This is a genomic window from Sporosarcina sp. SAFN-010, assembly GCF_059415065.1.
The window spans coordinates 153,657-174,229 of record NZ_JBPFDS010000002.1 but is presented as its reverse complement, the minus strand read 5'-3'; the positions used below and the strand labels follow the sequence as shown (position 1 = coordinate 174,229).

At 45.2% G+C, this 20,573-nt stretch carries 24 protein-coding genes; 21 read left to right on the top strand and 3 right to left on the bottom strand.

What is annotated here, in order from left to right:
• Window positions 1-415 precede the first annotated feature (415 nt).
• From ACR65F_RS03765 to pyrG, 3 genes are all read left to right on the top strand, one after another.
• Window positions 416-583 carry a hypothetical protein gene (locus ACR65F_RS03765; protein WP_156138003.1) on the top strand — a complete coding sequence of 56 codons (168 nt, stop codon included), beginning with the start codon at window positions 416-418 and terminating at the stop codon, window positions 581-583.
• 51 nt (window positions 584-634) lie between these two features.
• The gene (rpoE, locus tag ACR65F_RS03760) at window positions 635-1,189 is read left to right on the top strand and encodes a DNA-directed RNA polymerase subunit delta (RefSeq protein ID WP_440503331.1); all 555 of its coding nucleotides are present in this window, start codon (window positions 635-637) and stop codon (window positions 1,187-1,189) included.
• Between the two features lie 182 nt (window positions 1,190-1,371).
• Complete coding sequence (gene pyrG / locus ACR65F_RS03755; RefSeq protein ID WP_440503330.1) at window positions 1,372-2,973, top strand: CTP synthase; 1,602 nt, start codon at window positions 1,372-1,374, stop codon at window positions 2,971-2,973.
• 265 nt (window positions 2,974-3,238) lie between these two features.
• Here the strand turns inward: pyrG and ACR65F_RS03750 are convergent, their stop codons facing one another.
• Window positions 3,239-3,754, bottom strand: coding sequence for a DUF2529 family protein (locus ACR65F_RS03750; protein ID WP_440503329.1), 516 nt, complete (start codon window positions 3,752-3,754; stop codon window positions 3,239-3,241).
• A gap of 151 nt (window positions 3,755-3,905) precedes the next feature.
• Here ACR65F_RS03750 and ACR65F_RS03745 point away from each other — a divergent pair, with 151 nt between their 5' ends.
• From ACR65F_RS03745 to rho, 6 genes are all read left to right on the top strand, one after another.
• Window positions 3,906-4,268: a response regulator gene (locus ACR65F_RS03745; protein ID WP_440503328.1), complete on the top strand. Its 363-nt coding sequence runs from the start codon at window positions 3,906-3,908 to the stop codon at window positions 4,266-4,268.
• A gap of 112 nt (window positions 4,269-4,380) precedes the next feature.
• Window positions 4,381-5,238 (top strand): class II fructose-bisphosphate aldolase, encoded by an 858-nt coding sequence (locus ACR65F_RS03740; protein ID WP_039044359.1) that lies wholly within the window; start codon window positions 4,381-4,383, stop codon window positions 5,236-5,238.
• Window positions 5,239-5,343: 105 nt separating this feature from the next.
• Window positions 5,344-5,991, top strand: coding sequence for a fructose-6-phosphate aldolase (gene fsa, locus ACR65F_RS03735; protein WP_039044358.1), 648 nt, complete (start codon window positions 5,344-5,346; stop codon window positions 5,989-5,991).
• Window positions 5,992-6,010: 19 nt separating this feature from the next.
• Window positions 6,011-7,294: a UDP-N-acetylglucosamine 1-carboxyvinyltransferase gene (gene murA, locus ACR65F_RS03730; protein WP_440503327.1), complete on the top strand. Its 1,284-nt coding sequence runs from the start codon at window positions 6,011-6,013 to the stop codon at window positions 7,292-7,294.
• A gap of 98 nt (window positions 7,295-7,392) precedes the next feature.
• A complete protein-coding gene (gene glpX, locus ACR65F_RS03725; protein ID WP_025785579.1) occupies window positions 7,393-8,358 on the top strand; it encodes a class II fructose-bisphosphatase in 966 nt (321 codons plus the stop codon).
• 112 nt (window positions 8,359-8,470) lie between these two features.
• Window positions 8,471-9,754, top strand: a complete 1,284-nt coding sequence (gene rho / locus ACR65F_RS03720; protein WP_039044356.1) for a transcription termination factor Rho — start codon at window positions 8,471-8,473, stop codon at window positions 9,752-9,754.
• Window positions 9,755-10,083: 329 nt separating this feature from the next.
• Here the strand turns inward: rho and ACR65F_RS03715 are convergent, their stop codons facing one another.
• A complete protein-coding gene (locus ACR65F_RS03715; protein WP_440503326.1) occupies window positions 10,084-10,377 on the bottom strand; it encodes a hypothetical protein in 294 nt (97 codons plus the stop codon).
• 238 nt (window positions 10,378-10,615) lie between these two features.
• Here ACR65F_RS03715 and rpmE point away from each other — a divergent pair, with 238 nt between their 5' ends.
• The 12 genes from rpmE to glyA all read left to right on the top strand — a co-directional run bounded on the left by rpmE (window position 10,616) and on the right by glyA (window position 20,232).
• Window positions 10,616-10,828 (top strand): 50S ribosomal protein L31, encoded by a 213-nt coding sequence (gene rpmE / locus ACR65F_RS03710; protein ID WP_025785581.1) that lies wholly within the window; start codon window positions 10,616-10,618, stop codon window positions 10,826-10,828.
• Window positions 10,829-10,930: 102 nt separating this feature from the next.
• The gene (locus ACR65F_RS03705; RefSeq protein WP_039044355.1) at window positions 10,931-11,533 is read left to right on the top strand and encodes a thymidine kinase; all 603 of its coding nucleotides are present in this window, start codon (window positions 10,931-10,933) and stop codon (window positions 11,531-11,533) included.
• Window positions 11,534-11,695: 162 nt separating this feature from the next.
• Window positions 11,696-12,772, top strand: a complete 1,077-nt coding sequence (prfA, locus tag ACR65F_RS03700) for a peptide chain release factor 1 (RefSeq protein ID WP_440503325.1) — start codon at window positions 11,696-11,698, stop codon at window positions 12,770-12,772.
• Window positions 12,765-13,616: a peptide chain release factor N(5)-glutamine methyltransferase gene (gene prmC, locus ACR65F_RS03695; protein ID WP_440503324.1), complete on the top strand. Its 852-nt coding sequence runs from the start codon at window positions 12,765-12,767 to the stop codon at window positions 13,614-13,616. The genes prfA and prmC overlap by 8 nt, the downstream gene beginning before the upstream one ends.
• Window positions 13,617-13,662: 46 nt before the next feature.
• Window positions 13,663-14,256 (top strand): stage II sporulation protein R, encoded by a 594-nt coding sequence (locus tag ACR65F_RS03690; RefSeq protein WP_440503323.1) that lies wholly within the window; start codon window positions 13,663-13,665, stop codon window positions 14,254-14,256.
• A gap of 60 nt (window positions 14,257-14,316) precedes the next feature.
• Window positions 14,317-15,363, top strand: a complete 1,047-nt coding sequence (locus ACR65F_RS03685; protein WP_440503322.1) for an L-threonylcarbamoyladenylate synthase — start codon at window positions 14,317-14,319, stop codon at window positions 15,361-15,363.
• Window positions 15,364-15,455: 92 nt separating this feature from the next.
• Window positions 15,456-15,956 carry a manganese efflux pump MntP gene (locus tag ACR65F_RS03680; protein WP_039044351.1) on the top strand — a complete coding sequence of 167 codons (501 nt, stop codon included), beginning with the start codon at window positions 15,456-15,458 and terminating at the stop codon, window positions 15,954-15,956.
• A 51-nt stretch (window positions 15,957-16,007) separates the two neighbouring features.
• On the top strand, window positions 16,008-16,451 hold the full coding sequence (locus ACR65F_RS03675) for a low molecular weight protein arginine phosphatase (RefSeq protein WP_440503321.1): 444 nt from the start codon (window positions 16,008-16,010) through the stop codon (window positions 16,449-16,451).
• Complete coding sequence (locus ACR65F_RS03670) at window positions 16,451-17,743, top strand: methyl-accepting chemotaxis protein (RefSeq protein ID WP_440503320.1); 1,293 nt, start codon at window positions 16,451-16,453, stop codon at window positions 17,741-17,743. The genes ACR65F_RS03675 and ACR65F_RS03670 overlap by 1 nt, the downstream gene beginning before the upstream one ends.
• A 173-nt stretch (window positions 17,744-17,916) precedes the next feature.
• Window positions 17,917-18,357: a ribose 5-phosphate isomerase B gene (rpiB, locus tag ACR65F_RS03665; RefSeq protein ID WP_039044348.1), complete on the top strand. Its 441-nt coding sequence runs from the start codon at window positions 17,917-17,919 to the stop codon at window positions 18,355-18,357.
• Between the two features lie 16 nt (window positions 18,358-18,373).
• Entirely contained in the window at window positions 18,374-18,919 is a 546-nt protein-coding gene (locus tag ACR65F_RS03660; protein ID WP_440503319.1) for a TIGR01440 family protein, read from the top strand.
• A gap of 59 nt (window positions 18,920-18,978) precedes the next feature.
• The gene (glyA, locus tag ACR65F_RS03655; protein WP_440503318.1) at window positions 18,979-20,232 is read left to right on the top strand and encodes a serine hydroxymethyltransferase; all 1,254 of its coding nucleotides are present in this window, start codon (window positions 18,979-18,981) and stop codon (window positions 20,230-20,232) included.
• A 97-nt stretch (window positions 20,233-20,329) separates the two neighbouring features.
• Here glyA and ACR65F_RS03650 read toward each other — a convergent pair.
• Window positions 20,330-20,573 (bottom strand): hypothetical protein (locus tag ACR65F_RS03650; protein ID WP_440503317.1); only part of this gene is annotated, 244 nt, incomplete at its 5' end.

Below are 20,573 nucleotides of genomic sequence, written 5' to 3'. Positions count from 1 at the left end.
AAAAAGAGCGGGGGAAATCCCCTCGCTCTATTTAGTGCGTTTTCGTGTGTAATTTGCGGAATTGGAATTAGCAGCGTTTTCTATTATCCATCCGCTTAACGTGAAATTTGAGTGCTATAAGGGTTCCTATGCTTATCAACAGCTTGAAAGAAATTTCTATATGCCCCAAAACTCCGTTGATTTAAGTGGAAGGCGTCGACTCCGAAGGGATCAGCGAGCTAGGGGAGACCCCGCAGGAAGCACAGCGAACGAGGAGGCTCACCGCTCGCCCCTCGGAAAGCGTACGCCTGGAACGCAAATCAACACCGTCCATACTAGCCCAACCGAATTTATTCACAAACAAAATGAATTTCAGTGGATTTTAAACCCAAAACCCGAGTATACTATAAAGAATGGCCGAAAAGGGGTGCGGAAGTTGAAGATGGCACTTCATCTTGTTATCATAATCATTCTAATCGTACTAACCTATCTCCTCTACGGAGAAGGATTTGGTGCAGTTCCCTTCCTGCTCGCGGCCGTATATTTACTCGTGATCAGCTGGAAAGAATTCAAGCGTTTCCGTACGAATAGAAAAACCCTGTAACAAAGCACCAGTCGAATACATGAAAAAAGCTTCAGAAAGGGCGTGCATCTCATGGACTATAAAAACATGACAAAAGAACAACTACAAGAGGAATCAATGATCGATATTACATTTGCAATTTTTGAAGATCGTCGCGAACCTATTACATTTCAAAAACTAATGGATGAAATCCGTAGTCTTACAGGTGTCAGCAAAAAAGAAATGGAAGAACGCCTTCCCCAATTCTACACAGACATCAACATCGACGGTCGTTTCATGGCTATGAATGACGGCGGATGGGCACTTCGTGAGTGGTACCCAGTCGACCAAATTGAAGAAGAAACTGCACCAGTCGTTAAGACTCGTAAGAAAAAGAAAAAAGCTTCAGATGACGACGATGAGTTGGAAGACTTGGATGAGTTGGACGAGGATGAAATCTTCGAAGAAGACTATGAAGAACTCGGCGATGAAAAAGACGTGGATGACGAGGATGATGACGTAGATGCCGACGAAGACGAAGTCGAAGATCCCGCCGAAGGTCTTGAAATCATTCCTGATGAAGACATCGAATTAGATGAAGAAGACGAAGATGATGAGGAAGAAGAGGACGAGGAAGAAGAATTATAATCATTCCTTGACTTCTAAAGTCATCCGCTATACAATCTAATTGGGCTCCTTTTTAAAGGACAAACGAACGGATGTTTAAGCGCTCCTTCTGCAGAGAATACTGCAGCAGGGGCGTTTTTTCGTTATTGCACCGTATAGAAATTAGCTTTTCCCGACTACTACACACATTGGAGGAATTATTCATGACGAAATATATATTCATTACAGGCGGTGTCGTTTCCTCACTCGGAAAAGGCATAAATGCAGCATCACTAGGTAGACTTCTTAAAAATCGTGGCTTGCAAGTGACGATGCAGAAATTCGATCCATATATTAACATTGATCCGACAATGATGAGCCCACTTCAGCACGGCGAAGTGTTTGTCACACAAGACGGAGCAGAAACGGATCTCGATATCGGTCACTATGAGCGTTTTATCGACATCGATCTAAACCAATATTCTAATATCACGATGGGGAAAGTGTATTCACTTGTTCTTCAAAAAGAGCGTAATGGCGAGTATAACGGAGCGACTGTTCAAGTTATTCCACACATTACGAACGAAATTAAAACACTCATCAAGCGCGCAGGACAAGAAATGCATGCAGATGTCGTCATTACAGAAATCGGTGGTAGCGTCGGTGACTTCGAATCATTACCGTATCTTGAAGCAATCCGTCAAATGAAAACGGACCTAGGCAAAAACGATGTTATGTACATCCACAATACACTCGTTCCTTATTTGAAAGCGGCGGGAGAAATGAAAACAAAGCCTACACAGCACAGTGTGAAAGAGCTACGTAGCCTAGGTATCCAACCGAATATGATCGTCTTGCGAAGCGAGTATCCAATCCCACAGGAAATGAAAGATAAAATTTCGTTGTTCTGTAACATTAAGCCGGAAGAAGTCATCGAAGCGAGAGATGCAGAAACATTATACGAAGTGCCACTTCGTTTGCATGAACAAAAGATGGACGATATCGTTGTCGATTACCTTGGTTTAGATGTGAAGCAACCTGAAATGGACGAAGTGAAAAAACTCGTTAGTCTCGTGAAAAACCTCTCGAAAACGGTTCGCGTTGCACTCGTTGGAAAATACGTGGAATTGCAAGATGCGTACATTTCACTCGTAGAAGCGATGTACCATGCAGGGTATGCATTTGATGCAGACATTGACATTAAGTGGATTAATTCTGAAGAGGTCACTGCCGAAAACGTAGCAGAATTGCTATCAGACGTCGACGGCTTGCTTGTACCAGCAGGTTTCGGTGAGCGCGGAGTAGATGGAATGATCCATGCGATTGCTTATGCACGTAAAAATGATCTTCCGTTCCTCGGAACAGGTCTTGGCATGCAACTCTCGGCAGTCGAATATGCACGTGACGTGATGGGTCTTGGACATGCACATTCCGTAGAATTCGATGCGCATACGAAGGATCCAATCTTCTTATTGCACCCGGACTTCCGCAACGGTCGCGAAGAAGAAAGCACATTGCGACTAGGAAGCTATCCATGTGAAGTGAAAAAAGGTTCAAAAGCATATGAAGCGTATGGCAAGGACCTCGTTGAAGAGCGTCATCGTCATCGTTACGAATTCAACACCGCTTATCAAAAGCAGTTTGAAGACGCAGGTATGGTCATTTCAGGAATCAGCCCGGACGAGCGCCTCGTAGAAATTATCGAAGTACCAAGTCATCCGTTCTTCATTGGATGCCAGTTCCACCCAGAGTTCGTATCACGTCCAACAGCTCCACAACCGCTTATCAAGAGCTTCGTGGAAGCTGCACTTGCTCACCAAAAGTAATGAAAACCAAACCCCCTATTCCGCGTGATGCAGAATAGGGGATTTTTTCATGAATTAAAATCAGGAAGGAACGAATCTGCTCAAGCGAATAGGAAAACCGCTCAAGCAAAGCTGAATCTGCTCAAGCGAATAGGAAAACCGCTCAAGCAAAGCCAAATCTGCTCAAGAACATAGGAAATCCGCTCAAGCAAAGCCGAATCCGCTCAAGCACAACAGAAAACCTCATAACCCTGAGTTGAAATCTCCTGATATTAAAAAAGCTCCCTTAAAGATCCATCAACATTTCATCAAAAGAAAGTTTCACTGCTTCGTAAACAAACAACGACGCAAGTAAGTGGGGTTCTACAACGCGTCCACCTTCATCGTTTGGCAACAAGCCTTTGGAAATTCCTGTTGAAATATAGATATCTGCAAGCTCCGATAGCTCATTTTCTTCAGTTGGTTTCTCTGATGCGACAACTGCAAAAGCGACATTCTTTTTTGCTAAATCTCTTGCGATTTCAAGCGCCTCTATATCCGCCGAGCTCCGAGTGAACAGCCAAACACGATCCATAGTACCTAATTCAAGATCCCTAGAAAACCGAGTCGCGTTAGTAAACGATTCAGCTCCTTCTATCGCGTTGATCACAATGCCATTCAATTCATTTGTTCCTACCAATACCACACGTCCATCGCCAACAACTGCCTGTGCAAGTAGTCTGGCGGTGTCTTCGATTTCATCTTCATGGTTCGACGCAATCCGTTGCAAGAGACCTGCAATTTGTGTCGTTAACATTTTCATAACTACACCTCCATAAGTAGTAGTATAGTGAATTAGAAATCATTTAGCGATAAAAGCAGGGATTACTACCTTTTTGTCAAATTACTATTAATATTCAAACTAATTTAATTCAGACTAAAGTAGTGACTATATATTAAAAGGAGTGGGCAGTTTGAAAAAGTTGTTAATCGTAGATGACCAAGCTGGTATTCGTCTGTTACTCGATGAAGTCTTCAAAAAAGAGGGTTATGAAACCGTCCTTGCTGCAACGGGTAAAGAGGCGTTACTTCGTGTGGAGAACGACGAACCGGACTGTATCCTATTAGACATGAAAATGCCTGGAATGAATGGGGATGAAGTCCTGAAACAAGTAAAAAGTGACAGACCAAACCTACCAGTTGTCATGATGACAGCATACGACGTAATAGAAGCCTCTGATTCGGAAGTGCAACATCAGGCTGACCACTATTTCACGAAACCATTTGACATCCACCAAGTACGACATACCATTAATCATTTGTTACGAGAAACCTAGAGTCTGCTCCCTAAGTGGAAGTGGTTCGGTTTTTTTGATATGATGAAGGTGGAATACATCAAAAAAATAAAACGAACGCAATCCGTTTCCATATTCGAAGGAGGAACTGCACATGGCACTCGTATCAATGAAAGAAATGATGATTAAAGGCAAGCGGGAAGGGTATGCAATCGGGCAATTCAACTTAAATAACCTGGAATACACGCAAGCGATTCTGCAAGCGGCTCAATCTGAAAATTCGCCAGTTATCCTAGGCGTATCTGAAGGTGCAGCACGTTACATGGGTGGTTTCACAACAGTCGTTCACATGGTTAAAGGTCTTATGCATGACTACAAAATCACAGTACCGGTTGCGATTCATCTAGATCATGGATCGAGTCTTGAAAAGTGTAAGGAAGCAATTGACGCTGGATTTACATCAGTCATGATTGACGCTTCTGCAAAACCTATCGAAGAAAACATTGCGATTACAAAGCAAGTCGTGGAATATGCACATCCTAAAAACGTTTCCGTTGAAGCAGAACTAGGTCTAGTCGGTGGTCAGGAAGACGACACAATTGCTGAAGGCGTCATGTATGCAGATCCTGCAGAGTGTAAACGTCTTGTTGATGAAACGAACATCGATTGTCTCGCGCCTGCACTTGGATCTGTACACGGTCCTTATAAAGGCGAACCGAATCTAGGATTCAAGGAAATGGAAGAAATTTCGAACCAATCGGATATTCCACTCGTCCTACATGGCGGAACTGGAATTCCAACAAAAGATATCCAACGTTCCATCTCACTTGGAACTTCAAAAATCAATGTGAATACAGAAAATCAGATTCAAGGAACGAAGAAAGTACGCGAAGTGCTTGCAGCTGATTCAGAAGTTTACGATCCGCGTAAATTCCTTACACCAATGCGCGAAGCGATTCAAGCAACAGTCGTTGGGAAAATGCGTGAATTCGGCAGCTCGCAAAAAGCGTAATGTACGCTGCGTTTCTTGCGTGAACGTTTAGACAAAACCTATAGGGGGAGACATCCCGTAAACGGATGAATCTCCTCCTTTTCAATTTTAAGGAGGACACGGACTATGAAATTTTTCATCGATACAGCAAATTTTGAAGAAATTAAAGAAGCCCACAGCTGGGGGATTTTGTCTGGAGTAACAACAAATCCTTCACTCGTAGCAAAAGAGAATATCTCATTCCACGATCGTTTAAAAGAAATCACGGCACTCGTTCCAGGTTCAGTAAGTGCTGAAGTCATTGCACTCGATGCTGAAGGAATGATTAAAGAAGGTCGTGAACTTGCAGCTATCGCACCAAATATCACAGTGAAATTGCCGATGACTGCTGAAGGCTTAAAAGCGTGTGCGGTATTTTCAGCTGAAGGCATTAAAACGAATGTAACGCTTATTTTCAGTGCAAACCAAGCATTGATGGCAGCGCGTGCCGGAGCTACATACGTGTCTCCGTTCATCGGCAGACTCGATGATATCGGTCAAGATGGTTTAGCGTTGATCGAAACAATTGCAGATATCTTTACGATCCACAACATTGACACGGAAATTATTGCAGCATCGATCCGTAGCCCGCAACAAATTACAAATGGGGCACTTGCAGGTGCTCATATTTCAACCGTGCCATTCAAAGTATTACAGCAACTGTTCAGCCATCCACTGACAGATAAAGGGATTGAACAATTCTTGAAGGATTGGGAAGCCCGCGACAACAAGTGATTGTGTAAAGGAGATTGAAATGGAAGTATATAAAATACAAGGTGGCACCCCTCTAAAGGGAAACATTAAAGTTAGCGGAGCGAAAAACAGTGCAGTTGCATTGATTCCTGCGTCCATTTTAGCGGATTCCCCAGTTACGATAGAAGGACTGCCCGAAATTTCCGATGTCCATACGTTACAGAACTTGCTCGAAGATATCGGAGGCAACGTAGATTTTCATGATGGAACGATGACAATCGACCCTTCTGAAATGATTTCCATGCCGCTCCCGAATGGAAACGTGAAAAAGTTACGTGCCTCGTATTACTTAATGGGTGCGATGCTGGGGAAATTCAAAAAAGCGGTTATTGGATTACCTGGTGGTTGTCATTTAGGACCCCGCCCGATTGATCAGCATATTAAAGGATTTGAAGCACTAGGAGCGAAAGTCACAAACGAACATGGTGCTATCTACTTGCGTGCAGATGAGTTGAAGGGTGCAAAAATCTACCTGGATATCGTCAGCGTTGGCGCGACGATCAATATCATGCTCGCTGCAGTTCTTGCGAAAGGGAAAACCGTCATTGAAAATGCGGCGAAAGAGCCCGAAATTATTGACGTTGCGACCTTGCTTTCCAACATGGGTGCCAACATTAAAGGTGCAGGCACGAACGTGATTAGAATCGAAGGTGTTGAGAGCTTAAGCGGTACACGTCATACCATCATTCCGGACCGTATTGAAGCAGGGACGTTCATGATTATGGCGGCAGCTGCTGGAGATGGTGTCACAATCGAGAACGTCATTCCACTTCACGTGGAAGCAGTTACAGCGAAACTCCGTGAAATGGGCGTTGTTGTGGAAGAAGATGAAGAAAAGATTTTCATCCCGAAAACGAAGGCGCTCAAAGCGGTTGATGTGAAAACGCTTGTTTACCCTGGATTTCCAACGGACTTGCAACAACCGTTTTGCGTATTATCCACTCAAGCAGATGGAGCCTCCATGCTTACGGATACAATCTATTCAGCACGGTTTAAGCAGATTGATGAACTTCGTAGAATGAACGCAAGTAGTAAGGTCGAAGGACGTTCTGCAATTATTCATGGACCAACACCGCTCCATGCTGCAAAAGTGAAGGCGAGTGATCTGCGTGCAGGTGCTTCGCTTGTCATCGCGGGCCTGATTGCAGAAGGTGAAACTGAAATTCAAGGGATCTCACACATTGAACGCGGCTATGGTGGTTTAATCGAAAAACTGCATGGTCTTGGTGCATCCATTCAAAAAGTGGAAGTTCCTGATAAAGATGACACTCAGAGTAATTTATAAAACAGTTTAGTGCTCATTCAAACGTGTGCTATAATAGAGCGAACGATTGAGACAGTTACACAATCTGCAACTAGCAGAAAACGGGAGGAATTCTAGAGATGGAACGCAGTTTATCGATGGAACTTGTACGTGTGACAGAGGCGGCGGCAGTTGCCGCATCGCACTGGATGGGACGAGGTTTGAAAAACGAAGCGGATGACGCAGCAACAACAGCAATGCGCACGGTGTTTGATACAATTCCGATGCAAGGTGTCGTTGTGATTGGTGAAGGTGAAATGGACGAAGCGCCAATGTTATACATTGGAGAAGAGCTTGGAACAGGCACTGGACCTTTCGTAGATGTTGCAGTCGATCCACTTGAAGGGACAAACATCGTAGCATCGGGCGGTTGGAACGCACTTGCGGTTCTCGCTATCGCGGACAAAGGAAATCTCCTGAATGCCCCTGATATGTATATGGACAAAATTGCAGTGGGCCCTGAGTGTGTCGGTAAAATTGACATTAATGCGTCAGTTACTGACAACTTGAATGCTGTTGCAAAAGCGAAAAACAAGAAATTGAACGAAATTACGGCAACCGTTTTAAATCGCGAACGTCATGCAGACATCATCGCTGAAATCCGTGCTGCGGGTGCTCGCATCAAGCTCATTAACGATGGAGACGTAGCGGGTGCTATCAACACAGCATTCGAAGGTACAGGCGTCGACATTCTTTTCGGACTTGGCGGAGCTCCTGAAGGCGTTATTGCAGCAGTAGGATTGAAATGTCTTGGCGGAGAAATCCAAGGTAAACTCATTCCTATGAATGATGCTGAACGTGAGCGTTGCGTGAAAATGGGCATCGATGTCGACAAAGTCCTTTACATGGACGACCTCGTAAAAGGGGACGACGCAATCTTTGCAGCAACTGGTGTAACAGATGGCGAGCTCCTTCGCGGCGTACAATTCACAGGTGGCCACTCTAAAACGCATTCACTCGTAATGCGCTCTAAGTCTGGTACTATCCGTTTTGTTGAAGGACGTCATAGCATGGACAAAAAACCTCATCTTGTGATGAAAGACTAAGTAACCCCTAAATTGCCCGGCACTTCAGCCGGGCAATTCTTTTGTACCCCAGCAGCAATCGCTGCACCCCCAAAACATATGAATCCTAAACTTTAAAAGAGTGGTGCCAATAATGACAATGATAACCTTAGCTGACTTGGAAAACATGACGCTCAAAGAGCTTTATGCACTTGCCAAGGAATATAAAATTAGCTATTACAGCAAACTGACTAAAAAAGAACTCATCTTTTCCATACTGAAATCACGCGCTGAACAAGAAGGCTTCTTCTTCATGGAAGGCGTACTAGAAATCATTCAATCTGAAGGATATGGCTTCTTACGGCCGATCAACTACTCTTCGAGTTCAGAAGATATCTACATTTCCGCATCCCAGATCCGTCGATTCGACTTACGGAACGGGGACAAGGTCACAGGGAAGGTACGTCCACCAAAAGAGAACGAGCGCTACTACGGTCTACTGCAAGTCGAAGCGGTCAACGGTCAAAACCCTGAAGTCGCAAGAGAACGCGTCCACTTTCCAGCGCTTACACCGCTCTATCCGACGCGTCATATTAAGTTGGAAACAGATTCAAGTAATCTATCCACAAGAATCATGGACTTAGTATCTCCAGTCGGTTTCGGACAACGTGGCCTGATTGTCGCACCCCCAAAAGCGGGTAAAACGATGTTGCTGAAAGAAATTGCAAATGCAATCACTACGAACCATCCTGATACAGAACTCATCGTCCTACTCATTGACGAACGTCCAGAAGAAGTAACGGACATCGAGCGTTCAGTGGATGCGGATGTCGTCAGCTCCACATTCGATGAAGTCCCTGAAAACCATGTGAAAGTGGCAGAATTGGTACTGGAGCGCGCGATGCGGCTCGTCGAACATAAACGCGATGTTGTCATTCTCATGGACTCCATCACACGTCTTGCCCGTGCCTATAACCTTATCATCCCACCAAGTGGACGCACGTTATCCGGAGGTATCGACCCAGCTGCATTCCACCGACCAAAACGATTCTTCGGTGCAGCGCGTAATTTAGAAGAGGGGGGTAGCTTGACGATTCTCGCGACAGCCCTCATCGATACAGGGTCACGAATGGATGAAGTCATCTACGAGGAATTCAAAGGAACCGGCAACATGGAACTGCACTTGGATCGCACACTCGCCGAGCGTAGAATCTTCCCGGCCATCGACATCCGTCGCTCAGGAACCCGGAAAGAAGAACTCCTCGTCCCAGCGGGCCAACTCGAAAAACTATGGGCAATCCGAAAAACATTCTCAGACGCCCCAGACTTCGCCGAGCGTTTCCTAAAGAAACTACGACAATCCAAATCCAACGCTGAATTCTTCGAAAAACTAAACGGCGACATGAAAAACCAGCGTAATGGAAAAGGGCTGCTCTAACAAAAGCGGAGGCGGCTGGTTAGTCCCGACAGGCGTTGGAGGTCTTAAAGAAAAGGCGTACTGTGCCTTTACTTTAAGACCGAAACGACCCCGAGGGACTAGCCGCCGGAGCTGGATGATTGCTAAATGATAACAAAAGAACAGGCAGCCGATAGATGGCTGCCTGTTTTTATCTATGCAGCACGGAAATTTGCGAGAAATTCGCCGATACAAGCATCCGCCGACAATCTTATGAGCGTTATTCGAGATTTATGAGCATTATTTTGGGTTTATGATCACTTTTCTGGAGTTATGAGCGGAATCCGGGATTTATGATCACTTTCTCGCGTTTATGAGCAGAATCCTGTTTTTATGATCATTTTCCCAGATTTATGAGCAACATTTTCGGGCGTAGTAATTTTTATCTTAAACGAGGCTTCTCCTGAAGCGGAAGAAAGCGCAAAGTGCGACTTTAACGAATAAAAGCCGAGCGTAACGAGCAACACCCCCATTGAAATACCAGATGCGAATCCTTTAATTAAAGAAATAGGTCGAGCAAACCAATATCCCTTGATCGTAACGAAAGATGGGGATTGATAAAGGAAACAACCTAAGTGCGCGGCGTCCTGCCGCAACGGTTGCATGACCTACATCCAGTTGGCCCGCACCGGTCTGAAGTGCAAATTAACTCCGTCTAGCTACCAAATTTCTCAAACAAAAACCTTGCACACATCTACACAATTTGATAAGATTAACTCATATGATTCATATACGACTGACATACACGGGTCGTGTAAGGCATCTGTCTTTTACTGGGAAGGCGCAAGCCAACCAGAATAAAAACTCTGTACCAGATGGTTCAGGGCGAGAGGAGAGAGACCGATGAAAGTAGGAATTCACCCAGATTACAAACTATCAACTGTTTCATGTTCATGTGGTAACACATTCGAAACAGGTTCTGTCAAAGAAGACATTAAAGTAGAAGTTTGTTCAGAATGCCACCCATTCTACACTGGACGCCAGAAATTTGCTGCAGCGGACGGCCGCGTCGACCGCTTCAACAAGAAATATGGCCTCAAAGAAGAAGGCAAGTAAGAACGGCTTTCCAGTTCCCGTCCGGTGCATTTGCGCCGGGCGGGAATTTTGGTTTTACGAGCACTTATCCTTATTTTTCATGTAGACGAAAGGGGATTCACCATGTACGTTTCCATGCAAGGCGGATGGGCTGAAGTCATCTGCGGAAGTATGTTCTCCGGGAAATCCGAAGAACTGATTCGCCGAATCCGACGCTCTCAATTTGCCAAACAAAAAATCGCTGTTTTCAAACCGGAGCTCGACAACCGATACAGTGAAGAAGCGGTCGTCAGCCATAATGGGACAACCGTCATTGCGATGCCAGTTGCCTGTTCTGCTGACATTGTTGCGCAAGTAACAGACGATTGTGACGTCATTGCTATAGATGAAGCACAATTTTTTGATGATGGAATTGTCGATACCGTTATGGAACTCGCAAATCACGGGTTTCGAGTAATCGTCGCGGGTCTCGATCAAGACTTCCGCGGAGAACCATTCGGCCCGATGCCGAAACTGATGGCGATTGCGGAAATCGTCACGAAACTACAAGCGGTCTGCACAATTTGTGGTTCACCTTCAAGTAGAACCCAACGCCTCATCAACGGGAAACCCGCAGGATTTGATGACCCTATTATCTTAGTTGGGGCGTCGGAAGCATACGAACCAAGATGTCGCATGCACCACGATGTACCAAAAGGGATTTCCATCCAACCAACCGCTAAATAACAACACGTTGAAGAGACAAGCTGCCTAGCAGATTGTCTCTTCCTTACTTTATCCGACAAAAATCTATCCACACAATCAGCTTGCGATATGTGCACTGTATATTTGCACGCCCCAATACCGTACAATAACACTAAGACCAAACTAATTAGAGGTGAATCGATTATGTATGACAGACTCCAAGCGGTTGAAGACCGGTACGATAAGCTGAACGAATTGCTGAGTGATCCTGACGTCGTCAGTGACTTAAACAAACTCCGTACGTATTCCAAGGAACAATCAGATCTGCAGGAAACCGTGGATGCTTATCGGGAATATAAACAAGCAACAGAAGCAAAACGTGATGCGAAAGAAATGCTCGAAGAATCAACAGATGCTGAGATGGAAGAGTTAATTAAAGCTGAACTCACAGAGCTTTCGGCAACGATTGAAGCGCTGGAAGACCGTCTTAAAATATTGCTAGTACCGAAAGACCCGAACGACAGCAAAAACGTAATTATGGAAATCCGCGGTGCTGCAGGCGGGGATGAAGCTGCATTATTTGCTGCAAAACTTTACCGCATGTATAGCCGATTCGCGGAATTAAATCACTGGAAAATTGACGTGATGGACTCTGCGTCGACCGAACTGGGTGGTTTCAAGGAAATCATTTTCATGGTCAGTGGAAATGGGGCATTCTCCAAACTGAAATTTGAAAATGGCGCTCACCGCGTTCAGCGCGTACCGGAAACGGAATCTGGGGGGCGTATCCATACATCTACCGCAACAGTCGCGGTTTTACCTGAAGCGGAAGAAGTTGAGATTGAACTGCACGACAAAGACATCAGAACCGATACATTCGCATCATCAGGTCCGGGCGGTCAATCCGTCAACACGACGATGTCTGCGGTACGGCTAACACACTTGCCGACAGGCATTACAGTTTCGATTCAGGACGAAAAATCACAAATCAAAAACAAAGAGAAAGCGATGAAAGTCTTGCGTGCCCGTGTGTATGATAAATTCCAGTCCGAAGCACAAGCAGAATACGATGAAAAACGGAAATCTGCAGTCGGTACAGGAGATCGCTCTGAACGGATTCGCACGTACAACTTCCCGCAAAACCGAGTTACAGATCACCGGATCGGATTCACCATTCAAAAGTTGGATCAAATCATTGAAGGGAAAATGGATGAATTGATCGATGCGCTCACGTTGGAAGATCAGGCACGCAGGTTAGAAAGTTTGGAAGCCAATGACTAATACAATCCATCAGGCACTAAAAGCTTTAGAGGCACAGCTTGCTGATAAACAACTCGACGTCAACGCAGCATTTTTACTGCTTGAGCACGTGACGCAAAAATCGCGTGCGTCGCTGCTTGCGGACTTGCGCGAAACGCTAAGCGAGCATCAGTCACTTCAATTCGATGAACTTTCAGCGGAGCTGTTAACTGGCAAACCGATTCAGCACATCATTGGGGAAGAATGGTTTTACGGCAGAGCGTTCATTGTTTCAAAAGACGTACTGATCCCTAGACAGGAAACCGAAGAACTCGTTCAAGGTGCTTTGCATCGTTCCGCCAAGTTATTCGGAAATAACCCGATTCAAGTTGCGGATATCGGGACAGGAAGCGGTGCAATTGCGGTGACATTCCAGCTGGAATATTCCAATGCACACGTGACTGCAACCGATATTAGCGAAGCAGCACTTACTGTTGCACGAAGAAATGCTGAACGGAACCATGCAAAAGTCACTTTTTTGCAAGGGGATTTAGCACAGCCGTTAGCAAACGACAAGTGGGATGTTGTTTTATCCAACCCGCCTTATATTGGATTGGACGAAGCGTCTTCCATGTCTTCCACAGTGCTGGATCACGAACCCCACAACGCACTTTTTGCAGATGAAAATGGTCTCGTACTCTATCGAAAGCTTGCGGAAACACTTCCCTCAATCATGAAGAAACCGGGATTGATAGGCTTGGAAATAGGCTATCTGCAAGGGGAATCTGTGAAACAACTCTTTCAAAATGCTTTTCCAAAAGGTGAGATTGAACTCGTCCAAGACATGAATGGGAAAGATCGAATGATATTTTGTGAGATTCGGTGAATAAACTCTTCTGAACCTGTCCACAATGAGGTCAGGAGGGGATGACATGTTACCAGATTATCCACAGTTTGCACAACAACCGATTTTTACAACTGAACCGAACTATAAATGGCGAAAAAGAGTAATTGCTCTCATAGAATTCATTTTAATACTCGTTATGCTTCAAGCGATTCTTACACTCTTTCAAGAGCACACAAGTGAGGAACCGATTCGCTATCGTATTCTAGCACACTCGGATGCTCCTGCAGATCAAGCAATCAAAGTGCGTATTCAACAAGCGATTGAGCCAATGATCGCAGGTGCGATTGCCCGAACGACTACTGAAGAAGAGTTGCTAAGCGAACTAGAAGAGCTTGAAGCAGAAATGCTTGCTGCAGCAAACTTGCATTCACCGGATCGTGTCGTTACTCTTGAACGAAAAAATGCACTATTTCCTGCAAAGCGAGTGGGCTTTGAAATTTATCCACAAGATGTTTATGAAGCATACGTATTGACGATTGGAAGTGGCCGGGGAGCGAACTGGTGGTGTTCTATTTTTCCGAAAGTGTGTTACCCGGAAGAAGAGACGGTAGAGGCTGCAGAGAAAGAAGAAGAAGTGAAATTCTTCGTATGGGAGTGGATAACTTCTTGGTTCGAATAAGGATATCCACGGGTGATTGTGGATAACTTTGCTAGAAGCGTTGAAAAGGAGGATGAATTTATGAACACTCGAACGTTGAAAGTGGATAAGGGTGTTGATAACGTTGATAGTTATCAACAAACTGTGGATTGTTTGCGGAATGGAGGTCTTGTAGCGTTTCCAACAGAAACCGTGTATGGACTTGGAGCACTCGCAACTGATCCGGATGCAACAAAACGGATCTTTGAAGCAAAAGGTCGTCCGTCTGACAATCCACTGATCGTACATATAGGAACTAAAGAAGAAGTGAACGAGTATGCGGCAGAAATCCCTGAAAGTGCGCTCCGGTTGATGGAAGCATTTTGGCCAGGTCCGTTAACGTTGATTTTCAATGAAAAGCCAGGTGTCATTGCGGAAAGTGTCACGGTTGGAAGAGGGACAGTTGGACTGCGTATGCCGGATCATCCTGTTGCACTGAAATTACTGCGACTACTTGGTGGTCCCCTTGCAGCACCGAGTGCGAATCGAAGTGGAAAACCGAGTCCGACGAAAGCGAGCCATGTCGCGCGTGACTTAGATGGAAGAATTCCATTCATCTTAGATGGTGGTGCAACAGGTGTTGGGGTGGAGTCGACGGTCATTGATATGACAGTAGCGCCACCTGCTATTTTGCGTCCTGGCGGGGTCACTGTCGAAATGATAGAGTCGATCATTGGACCTGTTCGATCAGAAATACATGCAGAAGAAGCGGAAGCACCACGTGCTCCAGGCATGAAATACATGCACTATTCTCCAGACGCACCAGTTTGGTTAATTGAACCGAATGAAAAACAGATTGAACAAGCTGTGCAGGCTTTGATGAATGAAGGTAAAAAAGTTGCGGTCATCGGACCTGATGAATTGAAAACGGACAAGCCATCTTGGTATTTTGCGACTGGTGCTCACGCAGATCCTCGTCAACTGGCAGCAAATCTTTATGATGCTCTTCGTAATTGCGATGAAACTGAAGCAGATGTGATATTGGCGGTGGAAGTCCCTTCTAAAGGAATGGGTCTAGCTGTCATGAATCGGCTGAAAAAGGCTGCAGACGGGAAACAGTTTTCGATTGTAAAGTTGGATTCACAATAAGTTTACCAAAAACAATTTAAATAACATTCATGAATGGCCTCCCTTGGCGCCGCATAAGATGGACTGGCGTAAACTTAGGGGAGGTTCTTCTATTGGTAGAAATCATTGCAGCTGGCGTGACAACAATCGATATCCTCGTCATCTACACATTGCTGCACGTTCGAAAAAGAAAATGGTTAATTGCTCTGTGGACGGCGTTCTTGAATGTTGTGTTCCCTCTACTTGGATTTATGGCAGGGGAACTTTCTGCTCAACTGTTTTCGGAATGGAGCGGAATTCTCTCAAGTGTATTACTGGGGTTAATTGGATTACATATGATACTGCAAGAAGAAGATCCGAATGCATCCAAAGTAGCGGGTCCTCTTCTGATTGCCGTTGCGGTTAGTTTGGATGGATTTTCTATAAGCATGTCTTTTGGATTAATGCATTTAAATAAATGGCTTTTCATCGTCTCAACGGGGGTAATGTCGCTAGTTCTTTCCTACTTTGCGTTGCGTGCGAATTTAACAATTAAGCCGCGTTATAGAGCAACTTTACGAAAAATTGCCGGACTTATCTTAATAGGTATGGGGATATTGTCATGGATTTCTTAAAAAAACTGTTTCAGTTTTGGGATAAATCGGTTATGATGAAGACAGGTGATTATGATGAATATTTGCTTTATTTGCACAGGAAATACATGTAGAAGTCCGCTAGCGGAAGGAATATTGAAATCGAAGCAACTAGAAGGGGTTTCGGTTCGTTCAGCGGGTGTTTATGCAACAGATGGTGCCTTCATTTCCAATCATTCCCGATTACTACTAGAGGAAAATGGAATGCCGGTAACGCCGACCTCACGACGTTTTACAGAACAGGACTTGGAGTGGGCAGATCTCATTCTTACAATGACGGTATCCCACCGAGAAACGCTTCGATATGCCTTTGGTAACGGTTCTGACAAGATATTTACATTGAAAGAGTATGTAGGAGCCGCCCAATACGATGTTCAGGATCCTTATGGCGGGAATCTCGGAGTTTATCAACAGACGTTTGAAGAATTGTCCGATCAGATTGATGTGCTAGCGCGCAAGTTAATGGGGAAACAGTGATGACAGAGACGAAAAAAAAGTTCGGATTGAAATGGAAACTCGTCATATTCGTGACGATTCTTGCGATTGTGACGTATTCAACAAGTGCAGTGTTCATTAACATCTTACAACCTCAATTTTTCCCGAATGCAAATCCGACCTGGTTCGGAATTATGACATATGGAATGGGGATTTTTTGGTCTGCTGTACTCGCAGCCCTTTTCAGTACAATCTTAACGAAGCCTCTCCAACGGCTTGAACAGGAAGCGATGCGGATTGCTGATGGAAAAATCGGTACTGACATAGAATTGCCGAACTCGTCTGATGAAATCCGTTCCGTTGCAGAAGCGTTCCAACAAGTTGTTGTCAACTTACGAGGAATTGTTGGGCAGATTGAAACTAACTTTGAAAAAACGTCGCGCTCCGTAGAAATTTTACACAATGAAACAGGATCTGCTTCTAATCAGGCAGATGCGATTGCTTCGACTATTATTGAGATCTCTTCGGGTGCGGAAGCGTCAGCGATTGCGATCCAAGAGACGGCTGAAGCGATGGAAGACATTCGCGCACTCGCTTCAGATGTGAATACTCGTGCCGATCAATCGTCCAAGCAATCGAACGACATGCTTGCTGAATTGAAGCGGACAACCGATGCGTACAGGACACTTGTAGGTGGAATCCGCGAAATGTCCACACAAAGCGAAGACTCTCTTTTAACAATCCGTGATCTCGATAGAAATGCACAAAAGATTGGCGAAATCGTTCAACTCGTCGGCAACATCGCAGATCAGACAAATTTGCTGGCGCTGAATGCTTCCATTGAAGCGGCGCGTGCAGGAGAACATGGAAAAGGCTTCGCAGTCGTTGCAGAAGAAGTCCGTGTCCTTGCGGATGAAAGTGCAAAATCCGTTCAAATGATCGGCGGTCTAGTAAGTACAATACAATCCGATGTCACGAAAGTCGTGAAAGAAATGGAAGCGCAAGTAAAAACAGCTTCTCAAGAAGCTGGACGAGCAGACGAAACAAACAAAAGTATTATTGCGATGGCAACAACTGTTACTGATATGGCAGGTTCTATCACTGGAATTACAGAGCTTGTGGAACACCAGCTTAGCAAAATTGAACAAACGGCTCATCAGTCGCAAGAAGTTGCGGCGATTGCAGAAGAGACTTCAGCAGGCGCTGAAGAAGTCCAAGCGGCAACCGAAGAACAAGCGCATTCAATTGAACAAACAAGCGTCCTAGCTAGTGAACTAAAAGGGCAATCCGAAGCCCTCTATGGTGTCATTCGCCAATTCGATACTTCTCAATAACAAAGTCGGCCATGCGCCGGCTTTTTCTGTGGAAAAAAGTCCGTCTAGTCTGGGAAATCATATTCCTAATTAATCCGAAAACCAGAAGAATCTCTCATATTACTTCGCACTGTGTTTTTTTTAGGAACAATGATAGAATTAGTTGTAAGTATATTATGAAAAGAGGGACGCATATGAAACTCGCGATTTCTTCCGATCATGGCGGCAACAACTTACGCCATGAAATTAAACAACTACTGACAGAACTAAACATTGACTTCGAAGACTTCGGTCCGGAATCTGGCCAGTCCGTTGACTATCCAGATTACGCAGCACCCGTAACTAAAGGCGTCGCATCCGGTGAATTCGATAAAGGTATCCTCATCTGTGGTACCGGTATCGGCATGTCAATAGCGGCCAATAAAGTAAATGGAATCCGTTGCGCACTCGTTCACGACGTGTTCAGCGCTAAAGCAACTAGAGGTCATAATGATTCAAATGTATTAGCGATGGGAGAACGCGTTATCGGTCCGGGACTTGCCCGCGAAATCGTTCAAACATGGTTAGAAACACCATTTGAAGGTGGTCGACACGAACGACGAATCGAGAAATTGATGAATCTTGAAAACAACTAAGAAATTGGGGGATGTCATGGACGCGTATATCTTATGGAGATTGCAGCTGGAACAAACACTCGCAGAATTTGCGGAAATTGCTCCGCCAGTACCGGGTTCCCTTTTTGTCATAGGCTGTTCCACTTCTGAAGTGGCAGGCAAACGAATTGGTACAGCCGGGGCGCTCGACGTAGCGGAAGCGCTTTATGGACCTCTTTCACAATTTGCTGCAACTCATCGGCTGCATCTCGCTTTCCAAGGGTGCGAGCACATTAACCGTGCTCTCACAATCGATCGGAAAACAGCGGAAAAGTTTGCACTTGAACCTGTTTCTGTCGTGCCCGTTCGGACTGCAGGCGGTTCAATGTCCGCTTATGCGTTTGAGCATTTAGATGATGCGGTCGTCGTTGAATCTGTCCGTGCAAACGCCGGGATCGACATTGGACAAACTCTGATTGGTATGCAATTGAAACCGGTTGCAGTCCCGATTCGCACATCCGTTAAACAGGTTGGTGAAGCTGTCGTTACCTGTGCAACTACTCGTCCGAAACTCATCGGAGGAGTTCGAGCGCAGTACGAATAACTCAATGCCATCAAGCTTTGAGGGTAGTAAGACTAATAGACGCTAAAGGGGAAATGAACATGGATTTGAGCAATGTGAAACGCGAAGATAGTGCTGTTTTTGAAGCAATAATGGCAGAAAAGAATCGACAGAACGCTAATATCGAATTGATTGCATCAGAAAACTTTGTCTCTGAAGCGGTCATGGAAGCACAAGGTTCCTACTTGACGAACAAATACGCAGAAGGCTATCCGGGCAAGCGCTATTATGGCGGCTGCGAACACGTCGATGTTGTTGAAAACATCGCCCGCGACCGCGTTAAAGAGTTATTCGGTGCAGCCTATGCAAACGTTCAAGCGCACTCAGGAGCACAGGCAAACATGGCAGTCTACTTCACAGTACTCGAGCCAGGCGACGTCGTTCTTGGGATGAACCTCTCACACGGTGGTCACTTGACACACGGAAGTCCAGTAAACTTCTCTGGAAAGCTGTACAACTTTGTTGAGTACGGTGTAAGTGAGCAGGACGAGCGTATCGACTACGAAGACGTTCGTCAAAAAGCGCTTGAACACAAGCCGAAGATGATCGTAGCGGGCGCAAGTGCATACCCACGCGAAATCGATTTCAAGAAATTCCGTGAAATTGCTGATGAAGTCGGTGCTTTCTTAATGGTGGACATGGCGCACATCGCAGGACTTGTTGCAGTCGGCGAACACAACAGCCCAGTACCGCACGCGCATTTCGTTACGTCTACAACGCACAAAACATTGCGCGGACCACGTGGTGGACTCATTTTGATCAACGAAGAATTTGCTGAGCAATACGGCAAGAAAATCGATAAAACAATTTTCCCAGGCGTTCAAGGTGGTCCATTGATGCACGTAATTTCAGCAAAAGCAGTGGCATTTGGCGAAGCATTACGATCTGATTTCAAAACGTACATTCAGCAAGTAAAAAAGAATGCGGTAGCTCTAGGCGAAACACTTGTTGCTGAAGGGATCGGCATCGTTTCTGGCGGTACGGACAACCACTTGCTTCTATTGAACTTGACGAGCCTTGGCTTAACAGGAAAAGTTGCAGAGCATGTGTTGGATGAATGCGGAATCACCGTCAACAAAAACACGGTTCCATTTGATAAAGAAAGCCCATTTGTTACTTCAGGTATCCGTATCGGTACACCAGCAGTGACATCACGCGGTTTCAAAGAAGACGACATGAAAGAAGTCGGAGCGATCATCGCGAAACTCTTGAAGAACCACGAAGACGATGCTGTGAAAGAAGAAGCAAAACAACGCGTCAAAGCACTAACAGATCAGCACGCGCTATATGCATAAATGCATACAGAGCCGCCATCCTTAAGATGGCGGTTTTTTTACGGGCGAAATTCGGGTATGTTCACTAGAAATAAGCGACGCGCTACCAATAACGCCCTTATTCTTGTTGAATTGTGTCTCGATGCCGATTAATTCTTCCATGTTGCCGATACTTCAAGAGATAGTGCCGATTCTTACTCCGGAAGTGCCGATTCACCTCGCGAAACTGCCGATATCCGCCGTCATATTGCCGATTCAGATATGCCACCGAGGTAGCCCATCCTAAAATAAGCGACGCGCTACCAATAACGCCCTTATTCTTGTTGAATTGTGTCTCGATGCCGATTAATTCTTCCATGTTG

Bases quoted from the DNA above. Each gene is read 5' to 3' on its own strand.
- pyrG (WP_440503330.1), top strand. From the start codon at position 1,372: ATGACGAAATATATATTCATTACAGGCGGTGTCGTTTCCTCACTCGGA.
- glyA (WP_440503318.1), top strand. From the start codon at position 18,979: ATGGATTTGAGCAATGTGAAACGCGAAGATAGTGCTGTTTTTGAAGCA.
- prmC (WP_440503324.1), top strand. From the start codon at position 12,765: ATGACTAATACAATCCATCAGGCACTAAAAGCTTTAGAGGCACAGCTT.
- ACR65F_RS03750 (WP_440503329.1), bottom strand. From the start codon at position 3,754: ATGAAAATGTTAACGACACAAATTGCAGGTCTCTTGCAACGGATTGCG.
- murA (WP_440503327.1), top strand. From the start codon at position 6,011: ATGGAAGTATATAAAATACAAGGTGGCACCCCTCTAAAGGGAAACATT.
- ACR65F_RS03675 (WP_440503321.1), top strand. From the start codon at position 16,008: ATGATGAATATTTGCTTTATTTGCACAGGAAATACATGTAGAAGTCCG.
- fsa (WP_039044358.1), top strand. From the start codon at position 5,344: ATGAAATTTTTCATCGATACAGCAAATTTTGAAGAAATTAAAGAAGCC.
- ACR65F_RS03740 (WP_039044359.1), top strand. From the start codon at position 4,381: ATGGCACTCGTATCAATGAAAGAAATGATGATTAAAGGCAAGCGGGAA.
- rpoE (WP_440503331.1), top strand. From the start codon at position 635: ATGGACTATAAAAACATGACAAAAGAACAACTACAAGAGGAATCAATG.
- ACR65F_RS03705 (WP_039044355.1), top strand. From the start codon at position 10,931: ATGTACGTTTCCATGCAAGGCGGATGGGCTGAAGTCATCTGCGGAAGT.
- ACR65F_RS03715 (WP_440503326.1), bottom strand. From the start codon at position 10,377: ATGCAACCGTTGCGGCAGGACGCCGCGCACTTAGGTTGTTTCCTTTAT.
- rpiB (WP_039044348.1), top strand. From the start codon at position 17,917: ATGAAACTCGCGATTTCTTCCGATCATGGCGGCAACAACTTACGCCAT.
- ACR65F_RS03660 (WP_440503319.1), top strand. From the start codon at position 18,374: ATGGACGCGTATATCTTATGGAGATTGCAGCTGGAACAAACACTCGCA.
- prfA (WP_440503325.1), top strand. From the start codon at position 11,696: ATGTATGACAGACTCCAAGCGGTTGAAGACCGGTACGATAAGCTGAAC.
- ACR65F_RS03685 (WP_440503322.1), top strand. From the start codon at position 14,317: ATGAACACTCGAACGTTGAAAGTGGATAAGGGTGTTGATAACGTTGAT.
- rho (WP_039044356.1), top strand. From the start codon at position 8,471: ATGACAATGATAACCTTAGCTGACTTGGAAAACATGACGCTCAAAGAG.
- glpX (WP_025785579.1), top strand. From the start codon at position 7,393: ATGGAACGCAGTTTATCGATGGAACTTGTACGTGTGACAGAGGCGGCG.
- ACR65F_RS03690 (WP_440503323.1), top strand. From the start codon at position 13,663: ATGTTACCAGATTATCCACAGTTTGCACAACAACCGATTTTTACAACT.
- ACR65F_RS03670 (WP_440503320.1), top strand. From the start codon at position 16,451: ATGACAGAGACGAAAAAAAAGTTCGGATTGAAATGGAAACTCGTCATA.
- rpmE (WP_025785581.1), top strand. From the start codon at position 10,616: ATGAAAGTAGGAATTCACCCAGATTACAAACTATCAACTGTTTCATGT.